The sequence below is a fragment of the Streptomyces aureoversilis genome (assembly GCF_042657885.1).
Taxonomy (GTDB): domain Bacteria; phylum Actinomycetota; class Actinomycetes; order Streptomycetales; family Streptomycetaceae; genus Streptomyces; species Streptomyces aureoversilis.
In genome coordinates this window covers 78,298-96,316 of the sequence record NZ_JBHSKJ010000007.1, presented here as the reverse complement: position 1 = coordinate 96,316, position 18,019 = coordinate 78,298, and the positions used below count along the sequence as shown (strand labels likewise).

At 69.9% G+C, this 18,019-nt stretch carries 11 protein-coding genes and 1 pseudogene; 5 read left to right on the top strand and 7 right to left on the bottom strand.

The features are described 5' to 3' along the window. Positions 1-3: 3 nt before the first annotated feature. From ACFPP6_RS14260 to ACFPP6_RS14245, 4 genes and pseudogenes are all read left to right on the top strand, one after another. Positions 4-813, top strand: a pseudogene (locus tag ACFPP6_RS14260) (ATP-binding cassette domain-containing protein); the annotation flags it as partial. 188 nt (positions 814-1,001) lie between these two features. Further along, positions 1,002-2,327 (top strand): sugar ABC transporter permease, encoded by a 1,326-nt coding sequence (locus ACFPP6_RS14255; RefSeq protein ID WP_382041238.1) that lies wholly within the window; start codon positions 1,002-1,004, stop codon positions 2,325-2,327. A 438-nt stretch (positions 2,328-2,765) separates the two neighbouring features. Continuing rightward, positions 2,766-4,742, top strand: a complete 1,977-nt coding sequence (gene dxs / locus ACFPP6_RS14250) for a 1-deoxy-D-xylulose-5-phosphate synthase (protein ID WP_382041235.1) — start codon at positions 2,766-2,768, stop codon at positions 4,740-4,742. Between the two features lie 482 nt (positions 4,743-5,224). Next, positions 5,225-6,727, top strand: a complete 1,503-nt coding sequence (locus ACFPP6_RS14245; protein ID WP_382041232.1) for an amino acid permease — start codon at positions 5,225-5,227, stop codon at positions 6,725-6,727. Between the two features lie 72 nt (positions 6,728-6,799). On the opposite strand, the gene ACFPP6_RS14240 is transcribed toward ACFPP6_RS14245, so the two are convergent. Beyond that, positions 6,800-7,186, bottom strand: a complete 387-nt coding sequence (locus tag ACFPP6_RS14240) for a PIN domain-containing protein (protein WP_382041229.1) — start codon at positions 7,184-7,186, stop codon at positions 6,800-6,802. A gap of 142 nt (positions 7,187-7,328) precedes the next feature. Between ACFPP6_RS14240 and ACFPP6_RS14235 the strand changes: the two genes are divergently transcribed. Continuing rightward, on the top strand, positions 7,329-8,414 hold the full coding sequence (locus tag ACFPP6_RS14235; protein WP_382041227.1) for a PLL family lectin: 1,086 nt from the start codon (positions 7,329-7,331) through the stop codon (positions 8,412-8,414). Between the two features lie 277 nt (positions 8,415-8,691). On the opposite strand, the gene ACFPP6_RS14230 is transcribed toward ACFPP6_RS14235, so the two are convergent. The 6 genes from ACFPP6_RS14230 to pgsB all read right to left on the bottom strand — a co-directional run bounded on the left by ACFPP6_RS14230 (position 8,692) and on the right by pgsB (position 18,017). After that, the gene (locus ACFPP6_RS14230; protein WP_382041225.1) at positions 8,692-9,372 is read right to left on the bottom strand and encodes a DUF6193 family natural product biosynthesis protein; all 681 of its coding nucleotides are present in this window, start codon (positions 9,370-9,372) and stop codon (positions 8,692-8,694) included. A 26-nt stretch (positions 9,373-9,398) separates the two neighbouring features. Further along, positions 9,399-14,363 carry a polymorphic toxin-type HINT domain-containing protein gene (locus tag ACFPP6_RS14225; RefSeq protein WP_417801536.1) on the bottom strand — a complete coding sequence of 1,655 codons (4,965 nt, stop codon included), beginning with the start codon at positions 14,361-14,363 and terminating at the stop codon, positions 9,399-9,401. Positions 14,364-14,437: 74 nt separating this feature from the next. After that, positions 14,438-14,968, bottom strand: coding sequence for a hypothetical protein (locus tag ACFPP6_RS14220; RefSeq protein WP_382041219.1), 531 nt, complete (start codon positions 14,966-14,968; stop codon positions 14,438-14,440). A 99-nt stretch (positions 14,969-15,067) separates the two neighbouring features. Beyond that, complete coding sequence (locus tag ACFPP6_RS14215; protein WP_382041216.1) at positions 15,068-16,186, bottom strand: C40 family peptidase; 1,119 nt, start codon at positions 16,184-16,186, stop codon at positions 15,068-15,070. Positions 16,187-16,230: 44 nt separating this feature from the next. Further along, on the bottom strand, positions 16,231-16,713 hold the full coding sequence (locus tag ACFPP6_RS14210) for a poly-gamma-glutamate biosynthesis protein PgsC/CapC (RefSeq protein ID WP_335581444.1): 483 nt from the start codon (positions 16,711-16,713) through the stop codon (positions 16,231-16,233). After that, a complete protein-coding gene (gene pgsB, locus ACFPP6_RS14205; RefSeq protein WP_382041214.1) occupies positions 16,710-18,017 on the bottom strand; it encodes a poly-gamma-glutamate synthase PgsB in 1,308 nt (435 codons plus the stop codon). The genes ACFPP6_RS14210 and pgsB overlap by 4 nt, the downstream gene beginning before the upstream one ends. Positions 18,018-18,019: the final 2 nt, after the last annotated feature.

The window sequence follows — 18,019 nt, the reverse complement described above, 5'->3', positions numbered from 1 at the left end:
CAGATGTCCGCCACCACCGCCACAACGGCCGCAACGGCCGGATCCGGCGCCGCCCCCGTCCTCGCCCTGCGCGGGATCTCCAAGCGCTTCGGTGCCGTCCAGGCGCTCACCGACGTCGACCTGGAGATCCACGCCGGCGAGGTGGTCGCCCTCGTCGGCGACAACGGCGCCGGCAAGTCCACCCTCGTCAAGACGATCGCCGGCGTCGGCCCCGCCGACGACGGGGTCATCGAGTGGGAGGGGCGGCCGGTCACCGTGGACCGGCCGCACGCCGCCCAGGGGCTCGGCATCGCGACCGTCTACCAGGACCTCGCGCTCTGCGACAACCTCGACGTCGTCGGCAATCTCTTCCTCGGACGCGAGATCACCCGCGCCGGGGTGCTCGACGAGGTCGAGATGGAGCGCCGCGCACGTGAGCTGCTCTCCACCCTGTCCATCCGGATCCCCAGCGTCCGTATCCCCATCGCGTCGCTCTCCGGCGGGCAGCGGCAGACCGTCGCCATCGCCCGCTCGCTGCTCGGCGAGCCCAAGATCGTCATCCTGGACGAGCCGACCGCGGCGCTCGGGGTCGAGCAGACCGCGCAGGTCCTGGACCTGGTCGAGCGGCTGCGCGAGCGCGGCCTCGGCGTCATCCTCATCAGCCACAACATGGCCGACGTGAAGGCCGTCGCCGACCGCGTCGCCGTCCTGCGCCTCGGCCGCAACAACGGCACGTTCGAGGTGGCGAGCACCACCCAGGAAGAGATCATTTCCGCCATCACGGGTGCCACCGACAACGCTGTCACCCGGCGCCGGGCCCGCTCCGCGGAGGCCGCGTCGGCCGCGGAGGCGGCGAAGGCCGCCGGTGGTGTCGATGCCGCCGGTGCCGCCGGTGCCGCCGATGTCCCCCAGGCCGCTCCGGCTGCTCCGGCTGCCGAGGCCGGCCAGGCCGATCATGCCGATCACGCTGATCACGCCGACCGCGCCGATCACGCCGACGAGCCCGAGAAGGAGGCGGGCGCATGAGTACCGAGCTGCCCACGTCCACGTCGCCCACAGAGCCGGCCGCCAACGGCAATGGCAACGCCAACGGCAATGGCAACGGCCAGGCCCCCGCCCACGACGCCGTCCCCGCCGTCGACCCCCGCCTCCTCGTCCGCGAGGAAGGCTTCGCCGGCTACTGGGGCGAGTTCCTCCGCAAGCTCCGCAGCGGCGAGCTCGGCTCCCTCCCCGTGATCGTCGGCCTGATCGTCATCGCGCTGGTCTTCCAGCTGCGGGACCCGGCCTTCCTCGGCGCGGAGAACCTCAACAACCTCTTCGTCACCGCCGCCGGCACCGGCCTGATCGCCGTCGGCATCGTCTTCGTCCTGATCCTCGGCGAGATCGACCTCTCCGTGGGCTCGGTCAGCGGGCTCGCGGCCGCCGTCTTCGCCGTGCTCAACGTGAGCCACGGCATGCCGGAGTGGCTGGCGCTCGTCCTCGCGATCCTCTCGGGCACCCTCATCGGCGCCCTGCACGGCTTCTTCTTCGCCCGGATCGGCGTACCCGCCTTCGTCGTCACCCTGGCCGGCCTGCTCGGCTGGAACGGCCTCATGCTCCAGGTGCTCGGCTCCAACGGCACCATCAACCTCGACGACTCCGGCATCGTCGCCGGCCTCACCAACCACTACTTCACCGACATCTCCGCCGCGTACGGGCTGGCAACGCTCGCCGTGGCCGCGTTCTTCCTGGTGTCCTTCCGGGACAGCAGGCGCCGCGAGGCCGCGGGCGTGCCCAGCAGGCCGCTCAGCGAGATCGTGCTGCGCACGGTGGCGCTGGCCGTGCCCGCCTACGTGGTGGCCTGGCTGCTCAACCAGTACAAGGGCCTGCCGCTGGCCGTGGTGATCTTCCTCGGGGTCGTCGTGGCGCTCGACCTCGTGCTGCGCCGCACGGCGTACGGGCGGAAGGTCTTCGCCCTCGGCGGCAGCGTGGAGGCGGCCAGCCGCGCCGGCATCAACGTCGCCGCGGTCCGGATCTCGGTCTTCGCCCTCTCCGGGACGATGGCCGCCGTCGGCGGCATGTTCCTGGCGTCGCAGATCAACGCCGCGAACCAGTCCTCCGGGGCCGGCAGCCTGCTGATGAACGCGATCGCCGCGGCCGTCATCGGCGGCACCAGCCTCTTCGGCGGCCGCGGCAAGACCTGGTCCGCGCTGCTGGGCGTGCTGGTGATCCAGTCGATCGCGTCGGGCATGGCGCTGCTGGGCATCGCCTCCGCGGTCCAGTACATGATCACGGGCGCGGTGCTGCTGGCCGCCGTGGTGATCGACTCGGTCTCCCGGAAGACCCAGAAGACCGCCGGCCGGGCGTAGGCCCTGCGCCTGCGGGCTGCTCTCCCGCGGGGCACCGCCGCCCGCCGGCCCGAGTGGGCGGCGGGCGGCGGTGCCCTTGCGTACGTGCACGCCCGCCGTACGGGTGTACCCGTACGTATGAGCCTCCCCGTCGTACGGGCGTGCACGGGCCGTGCACGCCCGCCGTCGCCGTCTGCCTGCGCGTCGTGGCTGGTCGCGCAGTTCCCCGCGCCCCTTTCGGAGCGCGGCATGGCGCAGTCATACAGTCGTACGTACGAGTCACGTCCTATAGGGCGTTTTGTCGTGTCGCCGGTCGCTCATGCGTCCGGTCGGGTGACTCAGGTCGCATCACCCGTTCATCGCCACCGCGGGCGGAACATTAGACTCGACGGATCTAGAGGTTTCTCAAGACTTCTACATGTTTCTACAAGCCGACAGCTCGACGAAGAGGAGGCACGGGTGGCCCTGCTGACCCGCATCAGGGAACCGCGCGACCTGGACCGGCTCAGCCCGGAGCAGCTCGACCGGCTCGCCGCGGAGATCCGCACCTTCCTCGTCGACGCCGTCGCCAAGACCGGCGGACACCTCGGGCCCAACCTCGGCGTGGTCGAGCTCACCATCGCCCTCCACCGGGTCTTCGACTCGCCGAAGGACAAGGTCCTCTTCGACACCGGGCACCAGGCCTACGTCCACAAGCTGCTCACCGGCCGCCAGGACTTCTCGAAGCTGCGCGCCAAGGACGGCCTGTCGGGCTACCCCTCGCGCGCCGAGTCGCCGCACGACGTCATCGAGAACAGCCACGCCTCGACCGTCCTCGGCTGGGCCGACGGCCTCGCCAAGGCCAACCAGGTCCTGGGCAAGGACGACCACGTCGTCGCGGTCATCGGTGACGGCGCGCTCACCGGCGGCATGGCCTGGGAGGCGCTGAACAACATCGCCGTCGCCAAGGACCGCCCGCTCGTGATCGTCGTCAACGACAACGAGCGCTCCTACGAGCCCACCATCGGCGGCCTCGCCAACCACCTGGCCACGCTGCGCACCACGGACGGCTACGAGCGCTTTCTGGCCCGCGGCAAGGACATCCTCGAGCGCACCCCGGTCGTCGGCAAGCCGCTGTACGAGACGCTGCACGGCGCGAAGAAGGGCCTGAAGGACTTCATCGCCCCGCAGGGCATGTTCGAGGACCTGGGCCTGAAGTACGTCGGCCCGATCGACGGCCACGACATCGAGGCCCTGGAGTCCGCCCTGCAGCGCGCCAAGCGCTTCGGCGGCCCCGTCCTCGTGCACTGCCTGACCCAGAAGGGCCGCGGCTACAAGCACGCCGAGCAGAACGAGGCGGACCGCTTCCACGGCATCGGCGCGATCCACCCCGACACCGGCCTGCCCCTCGCCTCCTCCGGCGCCAGCTGGACCTCCGTCTTCGCCGACGAGATGGTGAAGCTCGGCAAGGAACGCGAGGACATCGTCGCCATCACGGCGGCCATGATGCAGCCGGTCGGCCTCGGCAAGTTCGCCAAGGCCTTCCCCGAGCGCGTCTACGACGTCGGCATCGCCGAGCAGCACGCGGCCACCTCCGCGGCCGGCCTGGCCACCGGCGGGCTGCACCCGGTCTTCGCCGTCTACGCCACGTTCCTCAACCGCGCCTTCGACCAGGTGCTGATGGACGTCGCCCTGCACAAGTGCGGCGTGACCTTCGTCCTGGACCGCGCCGGCGTCACCGGCGACGACGGCGCCTCGCACAACGGCATGTGGGACATGTCGATCCTGCAGGTCGTCCCCGGCCTGCGGATCGCCGCCCCGCGCGACGCCGACCAGGTCCGCGCCCAGCTGCGCGAGGCCGTCGAGGTCAAGGACGCCCCCACCGTCGTCCGCTACTCCAAGGGCACCGTCGGCCCGGCCGTCGAGGCCGTCGGCACCATCGGCGGCATGGACGTGCTGCGCCGTCCCGCCGAGGACGTCGTACGGCCGGACGTGCTCCTCGTCTCGGTCGGCGCGCTCGCCCCGATGTGCCTGGAGATCGCCGACCTCCTCGACAAGCAGGGCATCTCCACGACCGTGGTCGACCCGCGCTGGGTCAAGCCCGTCGACGAGGCGCTGCCCGGCCTGGCCGCCGAGCACCGCGTCGTCGTCACCGTCGAGGACAACGGCCGCGTCGGCGGTGTCGGCTCGGCGGTCGCGCAGGCGCTGCGCGACGCCGGCGTGGACCTGCCGCTGCGTGACTTCGGCATCCCGCCGCGCTTCCTCGACCACGCCTCCCGCAAGGAGGTCATGGCCGAGATCGGGCTGACCGCGCCGGACATTGCGCGCCAGGTCACCGGGCTTGTCGCCAAGCTCGACGGGCGGCTTGAGGACGCGCCCGAGGCGTCCGAGGCGCCCGAGGTGACGGCGGTCTCCGATGCGGCTCCCGAGGCCGCGGCGGAGCCGGCGCGCGACTAGGCTGCGCCTTCGCCTTCGTCGCGCCGCGGTTCTTTTGCCGCTTGTCGGCCGTTGGTCGGCTGCCGGTTGTGTGTGGCTGGTCGCGCAGTTCCCCGCGCCCCTTATGGGCGCGCGGGCTGCGCCTTGGCCTGGTCGGCCGGTCTCCGGTCGTGTGTGGTGGCCGGTCGCGCAGTTCCTCGCGCCCCTATAGGCGTGCGAGCTGCGCCCTGCCCCGGTCGGTCGGCTGCCGGTCGTCTGTGGCCGGTCGCGCAGTTCCCCGCGCCCCCTATCGGGCGCGCGTCGTTCCCCGCGCTCCTCTTCCGGGCCGGTCGGGCCACCTATACGGGTGGTCCGGCCGGTCCGTCTGCATATGGACCGGTGCGTCCCATCGGGTGAATCCTGTTGGGGGTGGCCGGTCAGGCCCCTGCCCGGCCCGGATCATCGCGGACACTCGCTCAGTTCATGGTGAGCACGCGAGCAGGTGGACAGGTGGAGGTGGGCCGATGAGCACGAGCGAACAGCAACCTCTCGGGGAGCCCCGCGGCAAGCGCGGAGTCTTCCGGACCAAATCGGTGGAGCAGTCCATCCGGGACACCGAGGAGCCCGAGCACGCCCTCAAGAAGTCCCTGACGGCCCTCGACCTGACCGTCTTCGGCGTCGGCGTCGTCATCGGCACCGGCATCTTCGTCCTCACCGGCAAGGTCGCCAAGGAGAACGCCGGCCCGTCGGTGGCCCTGGCCTTCGTCCTCGCCGGCATCGTCTGCGGGCTCGCGGCGCTGTGCTACGCGGAGTTCGCCTCCACCGTGCCGGTCGCAGGCTCCGCGTACACCTTCTCCTACGCCTCCCTCGGCGAGCTGCCCGCCTGGATCATCGGCTGGGACCTGATCCTGGAGCTGGCGCTGGGCTGCGCCGTCGTCTCCGTCGGCTGGTCCGGCTACATCCGCTCCCTGATGGACAACGCGGGCTGGCACCTGCCCACCGTCCTGGAGGGCACGCACGAGGGCCGCTTCGGCTTCGACCTCCTCGCCTGCATCCTCGTCCTGGTGCTGACGGCGATCCTCGTCCTCGGCATGAAGCTGTCCTCGCGCGTGACGGCCGTCGTGGTCGCGATCAAGGTCACCGTCGTCCTGATCGTGATCATCGTCGGGGCCTTCTTCATCACCGGCTCCAACTACGACCCGTTCATCCCGGACTCCCAGGGCACCACGGCCGGCAGCGACATCAAGGCCCCGCTCATCCAGCTCATGTTCGGCTTCTCCCCGTCGAACTTCGGCGTCATGGGCATCTTCTCGGCCGCCGCCGTCGTCTTCTTCGCCTTCATCGGCTTCGACATCGTCGCCACCGCCGCCGAGGAGACCCGCAACCCCCAGCGCGACGTGCCGCGCGGCATCCTCGGCTCCCTCGCCATCTGCACGCTGCTCTACGTGGCCGTGTCCGTCGTCGTCACCGGCATGCAGAAGTACACCGAGCTGTCCACGGACGCGCCCCTCGCCGACGCCTTCAAGGCCACCGGGCACCCGTTCTGGGCCGGGCTCATCAGCTTCGGCGCGGCCGTCGGCCTCACGACCGTCTGCATGATCCTGCTGCTCGGGCAGAGCCGCGTGTTCTTCGCGATGAGCCGCGACGGGCTGCTGCCGAGGATCTTCTCGCGCGTGCACCCGCACTACGGCACGCCGTACCGGTCGACGATCCTGCTCGGCGTGGTCGTGGCCGTGCTCGCGGGCTTCACCTCGATCGACGTCCTCGCCGAACTCGTCAACATCGGCACGCTCTTCGCGTTCGTCGTCGTGGCCCTCGGCGTCGTCATCCTCCGCCGCACGCGGCCGGACCTGCCCCGGGCCTTCCGCACCCCGCTCGTGCCCGTGGTGCCCGTCCTGTCGGTCCTGGCCTCGCTGTGGCTGATGCTCAACCTGACGGCCGAGACGTGGCTGCGGTTCGCCGCGTGGATGGTCCTAGGCGTCGTCGTCTACTTCGTGTACGGGCGGCAGCACAGCCGCGTCCCGTAGCCCGCTCGCCGTCCACGCTCACTACGGACGTACGGCCACGATGGACGTACCGCCACTGCGGACGTACCACCACTACGGACGTACCGCGCTCGGGCCCGCCACCTCCGCGCCGCAGGAGGTCACGCGGGCCCGCAGCTCGCGGTCGGCGGTGACGACCACGCACCGGCGGCCCGGCTCCCGGGCCGCCACGAGCTCCACGATCCGGTCGTCACCGCTCCCCGCGGCCTCCTCGATCCGCACGCCCGGCACCGGGCCGGCACCCCGTGCCTTTCCCTCCACCACGAGGACGACCTCGGGGGCGTCCGTGAACAGCTCCCCCTCGCCCCGCGCCGCGCGGTCCGCGAGGTGGTCCCGGAGCCTTTCGGTGGCCGCACGGCGGTCGCGCCACCACCCGTCCGGCACCGAGCCGACGACGTTCGCGGAGTCCACGACCAGGAGAACGGGGAGGAGGGCGCTCATGCCCACAGCCTCGCACGCCAACCGCGGGCGGAGGCCCTGACCGGCCACGATGTTATTGTCGAGGGTCGACAAACGGGCTCCGAGCGCAGCGCGACCGAGGCCGAATGCGAGAGCCGCATGCGAGAAAGGCTGGCAGCGAGTCATGGCAGTGCGTACGGCCACCCCGGTCACCGGCTGGCTACTGAGGGGGAGCGACGGCCGCCTGACGGCCTACGCACCGGCCGAGGGCGGTGTCGTGCGCTGGACCGAGACCCGGCCCGGCGGCCCGGAGTGGACGGGCCCGGAGCTGCTCGCGGTGCCCGGCCTGGAGGCCTGCCTGTCCATAGCGCAGAGTCCGCAGGGCTACGTGTACCTCGTCGGCGTGCGGCAGCGCGAGACCGATGCGGGCGAGGTCGACACCGACATCGTCTACGCCACCCAGTTCCAGCCCGGCCGCCCGCCCACGAACTGGCGGTCGATCGGCTCTCCCCACGGCCCGGACCGGCAGCGCTCCGCCCAGCTCGGCGTCCCCACCGCCGCCGTCGACTCCACCGGCCTGCAGGTCTTCGTCCGCAACTCCGGCGGCGGCGTCTGCGGCCGCCGGCAGGACGCCCGCGGCATCTGGGGCCCCTGGACCGACATGAAGGGCAGTCACGTCCTCGACGGCCTGACCGCCGCCGCGACCCCCTCCGGCCGCATCGAACTGCTCGCCCCCGCGTCCGAGTTCGTGCTGCGCTGGCGCCAGGAGCAGCCGGGCGGCCCGGTGCGGCGCGTGCGCAACGTCCCCGCCAAGCCGGGGGCTTGCTCGGCGACGGCCGGAGTGACGGGGGAGGACCGCATCACGCACTTCTGGCGTGACGCCGTCGACGGCGAACTGCACACGCTGGCGCCGGAGGCTGTGGCTGACGAGGCCGCTGCCGACGCCGAGCCCGCCACAGCCTCGGTCGGCGGCACCGGCAGCGGGGCGGTCGCCGTGCTGCACGCCGTCCTCGACGGGCACGAGTGCACGGTCCTCGCCCAGCGCGCGGCTTCCGGCCTCCCGGCCGTCGCCGTATGCCCCAGCGGGGACGAGGTGCTGGCCGCGCAGTGGTCCGAGACCGGCGAGGAGTTCGCGGGCGCCCCGGCGCTGGCGGTCGACGGGAACGACCGGGTGACGGTCGCGGTGCTGGGCGTTGACGGGCACCTGCGCGTGGCCCGCCAGCGCACAGGCGAGCGGGGGCTCGCCCTAGGCGAGTGGCGGCGGGTGTAAATACGTTCGCCTATGTCGGGACGCCGACCAACCTGCTCAATGCCGAAGGGCCGCCGGGATGTACAGGAACTGCCTGTCCACCCCGGCGGCCTCTTTGCTTCAGGTTGAGGAAACAGCAGATGTAGCGCTCTTGGGCTGTCCCCGGCCCGAATCCGCCTGCCGACTTGCACGGCCCTGGTCCGCTGACATTGCTGTCGACTGCTGCCGTAGCCCATTCCAGGCAGGAGTCCCGCCGGACCAAGGCCGACGGGACTCCTCATTTACTGACGCGAAGATCTCATGCGTCATTGGTGAGAGATTTGGAAGCCGCGGTAAAGGCTTCCCTCAAGGAATCCACGATCTTCGGAACAGGCAAGCGGACATTCTCCACGCGGTAGGATCCTCCGGAAAGTGGAGTGATGCAAACTTCCTGAGCCTTCTGCAATCGTTGCGCTGAACTCAGCCGCAGCGTTCCGTGACTCAGCGTCGGGAAGAGGCCATCGAATCTGCCGTCCACATAGGCTGCTTCAACGAGTGAACGTTCCTCGGAGAACTCCTCGGCAGTCCGCAGCCAATTCCACTGGGTCAATGCTGGATCGCCCGACTCGTGGGCTCTTGCCAGACGTCCTGGCGTCATGTAGGGGAACCTTCCGGCAAAATCATCCACCGAAATGCCGGCCCGCCAAGATGTCAATGCCTCAATAAGATTGTCGAGATCATCGGTGGCGCCCTCGGCCCAAGTGAATCCTTGTCCCTGGATTGCCACATAGAAGGTCCTGCTCTGGCTGCCGATCTGAATGGAGATCCTTCCGCGGCTCGAATCCAGCTCGGCCGTGGTGACCTGGCCAGGTCCCGAAGCGTAGTGACTGTAGACTCGCCCCAGGTCTAGGTTCTTCTTGCCGGCAGTCAGTTCCATGACCGAGATAAGGCTGCCTGTCGCAACAATGTCTGGGTAGAGGCCGGTCTCAAGCGGATCCATTCGCGAACCCCTTTCAGGGTGTTTCACTAACAGCCACAGAACTTCCGTGCATCGGATAGGAAGGGTCGGAGTCTTCCGAAGCCTGCCCAGTCCGGTTCCGGGACATCAACTCTTTCGAGGGAGCCTTTTGCGTTAGGTCGATAGAAATTGACCGAGGACCAAGAGCGTTCGCCATTAGCTACAGCCCTGGCGATCCATCCCATTTCTGTATCAGTGGCGTGTGCGCCCGGCTGGAGTCCGGCTTTTGCTGAATCGGTGAAGTTGCCCAGGCCGCGGAGATTTACGTGAAGCGTCACCGATGAGTCCCTGATCGCATTCTCTACCGGGCCCTGCCATGCATCAGGGCCGTAGTCACCGAAGTGCTTGAACCCCTCTTTATTTGCCCACGAATAGGTCCCCTCGGCCTTCTGCCCCAGCGCCACGTTGCAGTTGTGAACCAGAACGGGCTTGGTTCCCGCCTGCACATAGTACGTATGGATCGAGCTGACCGACAGGTTGAACACCTGCTGGACCGCGGTCCACGCGCGCGTCGCCGTGACCTTGACCCACGTGCCTGTCGACGTGCGGAGCATTGCTCCCGGCTTGATCTTGCCGGCTTCGGCCCAGGTCTTCTGGTCTTCCAGCCAGAACGGATGGCCTTCGGTCGCGGTGATGGTCTCGGTGGCGTCGCCCTTGTCGCCGTCCGTGTCAACCGTCAGCTTGACGAGGTGCTTCTCGCCGTTGCCGACGATGACATCGCCCACCGTCTGGGCTTCCGTCTTTCCGGTTGTCGGATTGGTCGCCAGGACCTTGTCGCCGACCTTCACATCCTTGATGGGCTTGGTCGTGCCGTCGGCCATCAGGACAGGGGTTTCCGGAGTGAAGCTGTTCGGGACCCTGCAGGTGGCGCCGCCCAGGTCTTCGGCGTTGTCGACGAACTTGGAACTCTTCTCCGCCACCTTCTCGGCGCGGCCCATCTTGGCGCCGACTCGTGCCGTCTTGGCCCCGCGAACCGCCGCCGTCGACCCCGGTACGAAGATGCTGCCGACCGTCACCACGGTCCACAGGCACGCTTCCGCGTCGCCCTTCGTGGCGCAGGCGATGGCGTCGTTGACGCCCGTGACCTCGGCGGCGAATTCGAGTGCCGCCTTCAGGTACGGCGCCGCCGTCTGGGCGAATTCCGAGACCGCGGTGATCGCGGTGTCGATCGCCGAGACCATCTTGGCGCTCACGTCGGCGACGATCTTCGTGACCTCGGTCGCGACCTTGGCCACGTCCTGGATGACTTGCTTGGTCTCCTGGACGAGGAGCGCCGGGGCGTGGGCCGCGGCCGAGACGACCATCTTCATGCCGGCGTAGACCGGGCGAAGTGCCTTGGCCAGGACGGGGACGGGGTTGTGGGTGGCGACGTACTTCTTCGCCGCCCGTGCCGTGTCGCTGATGTAGCGCTTGCTCTCGCGGTAGATCTGGGCTGCGGATTTGTAGACCCGCGCGCCCTGGTTGCGTATGTACCGCGCTCCGGACGAGATCTTGTTGCCCAGCCAGCGGGCGCCGGACGAGATCTTCCGGGAGATGTAGTGGACGGCCGAGGAGACCTTCCGCTCGATGTAGTGGTAGGCCCGTGAGACCTGCCGTTCCACGTAGTGGTAGGCCTGCGAGACCTTCTGTTCCACGTAGTTGTAAACCTGCGCGGCCTTGTGCTGTATGGAGCGGCCGGCGGACGCCACCTTCCGTCCGAGCTTCTTCAGACCGCCTCGGAAGCTGAAGTGCCCCGTCGGGTCGACGTTGTCCACCGGGTCGCCGTCACCGTAGGTGTAGCCGTTGGCGCGGACGGACGCGGGGGTCGGGTCGAGGTTGTAGCTGTCGCGGGAGGTGAAGGAACCGCCGTCGGCGTCGTACCAGCGGGCGGCCATGGAGACCTGCTGGGTGGACGGGTCGGTCCAGTCGCCCTGGTAGCCGATGGAGACCGGGTCGCCCTGGGTGGCCGTGGTGCGGCCGAAGGGGTCGAAGCCCGTCGACGACGTGAGCTTCTTGGGGTCGGCGTCCTTGGCGTCCAGCGTGCCGACGACGTCGCCGTGACGGTCGCTCATCGCCAGGCGCGTGGCACCGCCCTGGGTGATGGAGACCAGCTCGCCGTTGAGCCCGCGGCTGTAGACGCCGCGGCCGTCGGTGACGACCTCGTCGTCGAGGCCGGCGTAGGTGTGCTGGGTGCCGTCCCGGTCGACCAGGCGGCCGAGGGCGTCGTACTGGTAGGAGATCTCGCCCTGCTTGGCCAGCTGGCCGAAGGCGTCGAAGCGGCTCTCCTCGGTCAGGCCGGACGTGGTGGAGGACTTCCGGGTGCCGCGCGGGGTGTAGGTGTAGGTGGCCTCACCGTTGGTCAGCATCCGGTTGCGCGCGTCGTACGTCGCCTTGCGCTCGCCCGCCTGGATGCGGTTTCCGGCGTCGTCCCACGCGTAACCCGTGGTCTTGCCGTCCTTGTCGGTCCAGGAGGTCAGGCGCCCGGCGTCGTCGTACGTGTACTTCTGCTCGCCCGCGTCGGCCGTGCCGCCGGTCTTCTTCGAGATCACCCGGTCGTTGTCGTCGAAGGCGTACTCGAAGGAGGTCAGTGTCGTCCCGCCGGCGGACTTGGTCACGTCGGAGACCTGACGGCCCAGCGCGTCGTACCCGAAGGTGCGGTTCAGACCGGGGGAGTCGACGCCTTCCAGCGCGCCGGACTTGTCGTAGCGGTAGGTGAAGACCCGCTGCGACTGGGGATCCTTGAGGGTCTTCAGGCGTCCCTTCTCGTAGCCGAATACGGCCGTGCCGGCGGCGTCGGCCTTGGTGATCAGGCGACCGTCCTCGTCGTAGCCGAACGTGGCTTCGCCGGAACCGCCCTTGGCGGAGGTCAGCAGGCCGCGGTCGTTGTACTCGAAGACGTTCGTCCCCTTGGGGGCGCCGGCCGAGGTCATCCGGCCGACCGCGTCGTACTCGTAGACGCGGGACGGGGTCGAGGCCTCGGCCCCGGAGCCGGTCTCCTGCAGCAGCAGGCCGCTGGGGTCGAAGGTGCGCTGACGCTCCACCTTGCCGGGCTCGGTGAGCCGGACCGGGTTGCCCTCGGCGTCGTAGGAGGTGGTCCAGGTGCGATCGGCCGGTGCCGGGTGCTCCTTGGTCTCCGACTCGATCACCGACTCGGGCAGGCCGAGGGCGTTGAAGGTGTAGCGCGTGGTGTTGCCGCGGCCGTCGGTGAAACGGGTGCGGTTGCCGTTGACGTCGTAGCCGAAGCTGGTCGTGATCGTCTTTTCCGTGCTCACCGGCTCGACCTGCTTCACCAGCTGGTTCTGCGGGTCGAAGGTGAAGCGGGTGCTCTTGCCCTTGGCGTCGGTGGACGTCGAGAGGTTGCCCGCCTGGTCGTAGCGGAAGCTGCGGTTGCGCAGCGGGCGGTCGTCCTTGTCCAGCCAGAGCTGACCGGTCATCCGGCCGGCCTGGTCGTAGTCCTGCCGCACGGTGCGGCCCAGGGCGTCGCTGTTGCGGATGACACGGCCGGCCATGTCGAAGCCGGTCTGCGTCTTCACACCGGCGGCGTCCTCGGTGCCGGTGAGCTGGCCGAGCGCGTCGTAGCTGAAGCGCGCGGTGTCTCCGCCGGGCGTGGTCTGTGCCACCAGGCGGTCGGCGTCGTCGTAGGTGAAGGTGGTGGTGAAGTAGCGGGTCTGGTCGGACTTGCGCTCCACCGTCGTCGCCGTGCGCTGACGGCCGAGGTCGTCGTAGGTGCTCTCGGTGCGGGCCCCGGTCGGGTCCGTCACCGACAGCGTCTCGCCCGTGCGGGAGTAGGTGTACGACCACACGGCGCCGGCACCCGCCGGAACGTTTTTGCCGGGCTCGGTCACCAGGCCCAGCAGCTTCGAGGAACGGGGCTCCTCACGCTGGACCATCCGGCCGAGCTGGTCGTAGCGGAAGCGCTTGGTGTTGCCGAGCGCGTCCGTGGTCGCGGTGACCCGGCCCGCCGCGTCGTACTCGTTGCGGCTCACCGGGGTGATCGGCTCGGACGCCCCGGGCGGGGTGTACGACGGCGAGGTGCTCACCGTGGGGCGGCCGGTCTTGTCGAAGGCGACGGAGGAGACCCGGCCCTGCGGGTCCTTGCTCTGGGTCGCCTCGTCGAAGGCGTTGTAGCCGGTGGTGGTGGCCGGACGGACCTTGACGGCCTGGGAGTCGCCGCCGTTCTCCGTGTCGGCGGCCGGCTCGGTGACGGTCACCTGACGGCCGAGCTCGTCGTAGGTGTAGGTGGTGGTGTAGGCCTCCGGGTCCGCGCCCTCGGCGTTGCCCCGGGGCTCGGTCTCCGCGAGCAGCAGACCGCGCTGGTCGCGCTTGAAGGTCGTGGTCAGCCGCTCCTTGCCGTTGAGCGTGGTCTCGCTGAGCTCACGGCCGGCGGCGTCGTAGGTGTAGTCGACGACCTCGGAGCTGCTGCTGGAGAACTGGACGTTGGAGCTCTTGCCGGTGTGCACGACGCGCGTCACGTTGTCGGCGTCGTCGTACGTGTAGCTGACCTTGCGGTCGAGCCGGCCCGGGTCCGTGGTGATCGTCTGGGTCCGGCCCGAGACGTCGTAGGCGTAGGCGGTGACGGTGGTGCCGTTGCCGGTGGTCTTGCGCGTCAGGTTGCCGAGGGCGTCGTAGACGTTCTTCTCGAGCTCGATGTCGCGGGTGGACCCGTCCGGCTGGCGCACGCCGAGGGCGCGCACGGACTTGCTGAGGCCGTCGTCGTAGTAGCTGAACGCGCGTATCCGGCCCATGGCGTCGGCGTGCCGGGTCAGGCGGCCGGCCATGTCGTAGGCGTAGGAGTCGATCACCAGGACCTTCTCGTCGCCGTCCTTGGGAGCGTCCTCCGGGTCGCCGCGCCAGTCGCGCACCCGCACTTCCGCCACCTTGTTGCGCGGGGTGTAGGTGTACTCGGTCCGGGTTCCGCTCGGGTCGACCTGCCAGGCGCGGTTGCCCAGCACGTCGTAGCCGTAGCTGGTCTCCGAGCCCTCGGCGTCCGTCACCCGTACCGGACGTCCGGAGGCGCGCCTCCCGCCCGCTCTTCGCACCCGCCCCGTCGCGGGCGGCGTGCTCGTTCTCAGTCCTCCAGGATGCGCCAGTGTCCGTCGGTGCGCTCCACCGTCACGGTGCTCTTCCTCGCGCCCTTCGGCCCGGAGCCGACCTCGACGCGGGCGACCTTGCCGCCGCCCTCGACCTGGGCCGCGTGGACGTCGATGTCGCCGATCCTGCCCCGCTCCTTGCCGCTGAGCCGGTCGCCGATCTGGGCGCGCATGGCCCCCGGGCAACCGCCGTCGGCCTCGGCCATGGAGGAGACCACCTTGGGGTGCATCAGACGGCACGCCTCGCGCATGTCGTCGTCGGCCAGCGCGTCGATGTACGCCATGACGAGCTTGCGAGCGCCCTTGGCCCCGGGCTCCGCTCCGGGGTCACTGTCCCGGAGGAGCAGGACCCCGGTGACGGCGGCCGCCACCAAGGCGGCCGACGTGCCGATCGTCGTCAGCCGGCGCCTGCGGGTCGACCACAGCCGCGTTCCGGCGCGGCGAGCCGTGCTCCTGATCCGTTCTCCTGCGCTCCGTTCGCCGGACGAGGACTTCACCTGCTCGGGCACGGTCTCCCACTTCTGTCGCGAATCACCTGTGAACCGGGCAAGTCTGACACGGAGTTCCGGCAAACAGAATATTTGGGCCCGGATGTGCCCGGGGCGGCATCACAACCGCTTCGCGCTCCGCAGCCCCGTCGCGTAGAAGCCGTTGCCGTCCAGGCGGGCCGTGCCGCCCTTGTCGCCGAAGGTGGGGCCGTTGGCTTCTTCGCGGCTGGAGATGAAGCGGGGTTTGCCGTCGGTGTCGAGGCCCATGTAGATGCCTACGTGGTCCAGGCGTTCGCCGGTGCGCTTGTCGATGTCGAAGAAGACCAGGTCGCCGGGCTGCAGCCGGTCCGTGGCGTCGGGGCGCTTGCCGGTCAGTTCCAGGACCGGTACGCCGGGGGAGAGCCGGGCCATGCCGTTGGCGGTGCGGGGGAGGCCGTCGCCCTTGACGTCCTTGGCCATCAGGGGATAGCGGGCGCGGTAGCCGAAGACGGTGCGGATGAAGCCCGAGCAGTCCATGGCCCGGAAGCGCGCCGGCTCGGGCCGTTCGACGGTGCCGTCGCGGAAGCGGTAGGGGATGCCGAGGTAGTCGTAGAAGTCGGACTGTTCCAGGCGCAGGTCGCCGGCCGCGGAGCCGCTGGGGTTCAGGGGGCCGAACTGGGCGTCGCCGGAGTAGGGGATGCCCTGCGCGTCCTTCTTCTGCGGGGCGCCTTCGATGTATTCCATCGCGAAGGCGAAGACGTCGGGCTCCTTGCTGCCCAGGGACTTGCTGAACCAGTCCTTGAACCAGGCGGACTTCTCGGAGCCCTCCTTCCAGGCCTCCGGCAGCAGCCGCACCCAGCTGTCCGTGGTCACCTTCGCCGAGGTGTGCTTGGGCTCGGTGAAGGTGCGGCTCGCGCCGGTGAGGACGGCGGTGCGGGCGCCGTCGGTGAAGGTGCCGAGCACTCCGCCGTCGGCCGCGCGCACGACGGTGCGGGCGGGGTTGGCCAGCCGTTCGAAGCGGCGTTCCCCGGAGGCCGGCTTGCTGCCGGTCGTCCCGCCGGCGCCCGCGACGGACTGCACCGGCGGCGCGTCGGCCTCCTGCTTCTCGCGCAGCTCCACCGTGAGGTACGCGCTGGTGCCGAGCAGGCCGAGGACGACCAGGGTGTGGAGGGCGCGGCGGCCGGTCAGGCCCTTCTTCGGTCCCTTCACCGGCCCCTTCTTCGGGCTCTTCTTCCGGCCCTTGCTCCGGTCCTTCGTCATGGGGCTGCGCTCCGTGGGGTCGGGTCGGGTCGAGTCGGGAAGGCTCAGGCGGTGGGCATGAAGCCCAGCAGGATGCCGGCGGTCAGGACGACGTAGTTGGCGAGCGAGACCGTGCCGGTGGCCAGCAGGGTCGCGCCGCGCGGCTGGCGCACGAGCTGGTAGGCGATCAGGCCGGGGACGATGAAGCCCAGCGTCTGGTTGGCGTACATCAGTGGGAACTGCTGCTGCAGGATCACGTGGAGCGTCGCCTGCAGCACCACGCCGGTCAGGACGACCGCCGCGAACAGGCGCTTGCCGTAGAGGATCACGTAGCGCTGCAGCAGCAGGGTGCACAGGTACGTCAGGACGGTGATGCCGACGACCATGGCGGCGCGCTGCAGGCTCTCGACGAGGGTGAGGGCCAGCCAGCCGGGGGTGATCATGCCGCCGGGGGAGAGGTTGGTGGTGAGGTAGCAGACCAGGGAGAACAGCAGGCCGAGGGCGATCCCGATGGCGGCGATCTCCGGGGTGAGGACGGCGGGGATCAACGGAAGTCTCCTGTGGGATCTATGTAGGTCGGCACGTACACCGGGGGCTCTTCCCGCTGCGGACTCGGCTCCTCCGGCCGCTGAGCCTGCGGCGTCTGCGGCGTCTGCGGTGTCTGCGGCGTCTCGTCCGCGGGCAGTTCCGCCAGCCGCTCCAGCAGCAGCTCGCCCTGGCCGTGGATGTTGCCGATGGCGATGAGCGAGGCGCCGGGGCCGAGCCGGTCCAGGATCTCCCGCTCCAGTTCGGCCGGGTCGCGGCGGTCGCCGCCGAGGTCGACGATCTTCGAGCGCCACTCGGCGGGGATCGCGTCGGCGGCGCTCTTCGTCGGGTGGCCGATCAGGAAGACCGATTCCGGTTCGAGGCGGGGGATCAGCTCGCCCATCTGCCCGTTGCGCTCGACGCGGTCGGGGCGGCAGTTGATGAGGACGTGCAGGGGGCGCTCGATCGCGCCCAGGCTCAGCAGCTGCTCGACGTTCATCAGCGTCGACTCGGGGTCGTTGGCCGCGAAGATGTTGGCGAAGCGGAACGGCTTGCCGTCGGGGGTGAGGTAGCGCTCGACGGAGAGCACGCCGGGGTCCGGCGGCGCGTCGTACATGCCCTGCAGCGCGGTGGCCCGGTCGACGCCGAGGAGCTCGGCGACGGCGAGGGCGATGGCCACGTTCTCCTTGAACGTGAACCAGCTGAAGCCCCGCAGCTCGGCGTCGGTGACGGTCTCCGGGTCCACGGCGATCAGCCGGCAGTCGCGTGCGGCGGCCTCCTCGCGCAGGATGTGCAGCCGGTCGCGCTCGGCGGTGACGCAGATGCCGCCGTGCGGCATGGACCGGCTCAGAGAGCGGGCCACGTCGTCCAGGGTGGGGCCCATCTCCGCCAGGTGGTCCTCGCGGACGTTGCAGAGCACGCCGATCGTGGAGCGGATCAGCTTGGTCTGGTTGACCTCCTGCAGGGCCGGCATGACGGCCATGCACTCGATGACGAGCGCGTGCGGCCGGTACGCGGCGGCGCGCCGCACGATGCCGATCTGCTCCACGACGTTCGCGATGCCGAACTTGCGGTAGACGGGCTCCTCGGTGGCGTCCGGGTGGATGAAGCGCGCCGCGGTGCCGGTGGTCTTGGCGACCGTGACCAGGCCGCCGCCGCGCAGCGCGCCCGCGCACAGCCGGGTGATGGAGCTCTTGCCGCGGATGCCGTTGATCAGCACCCGGGTGGGGATCATGTCCAGGTTGGTGAAGTGGCGGCGCTGCTCGACGACGCCCGCGACCAGGACGATCGCACAGCAGATCACCAGGACCGTGTAGAGGAAGAGCACCG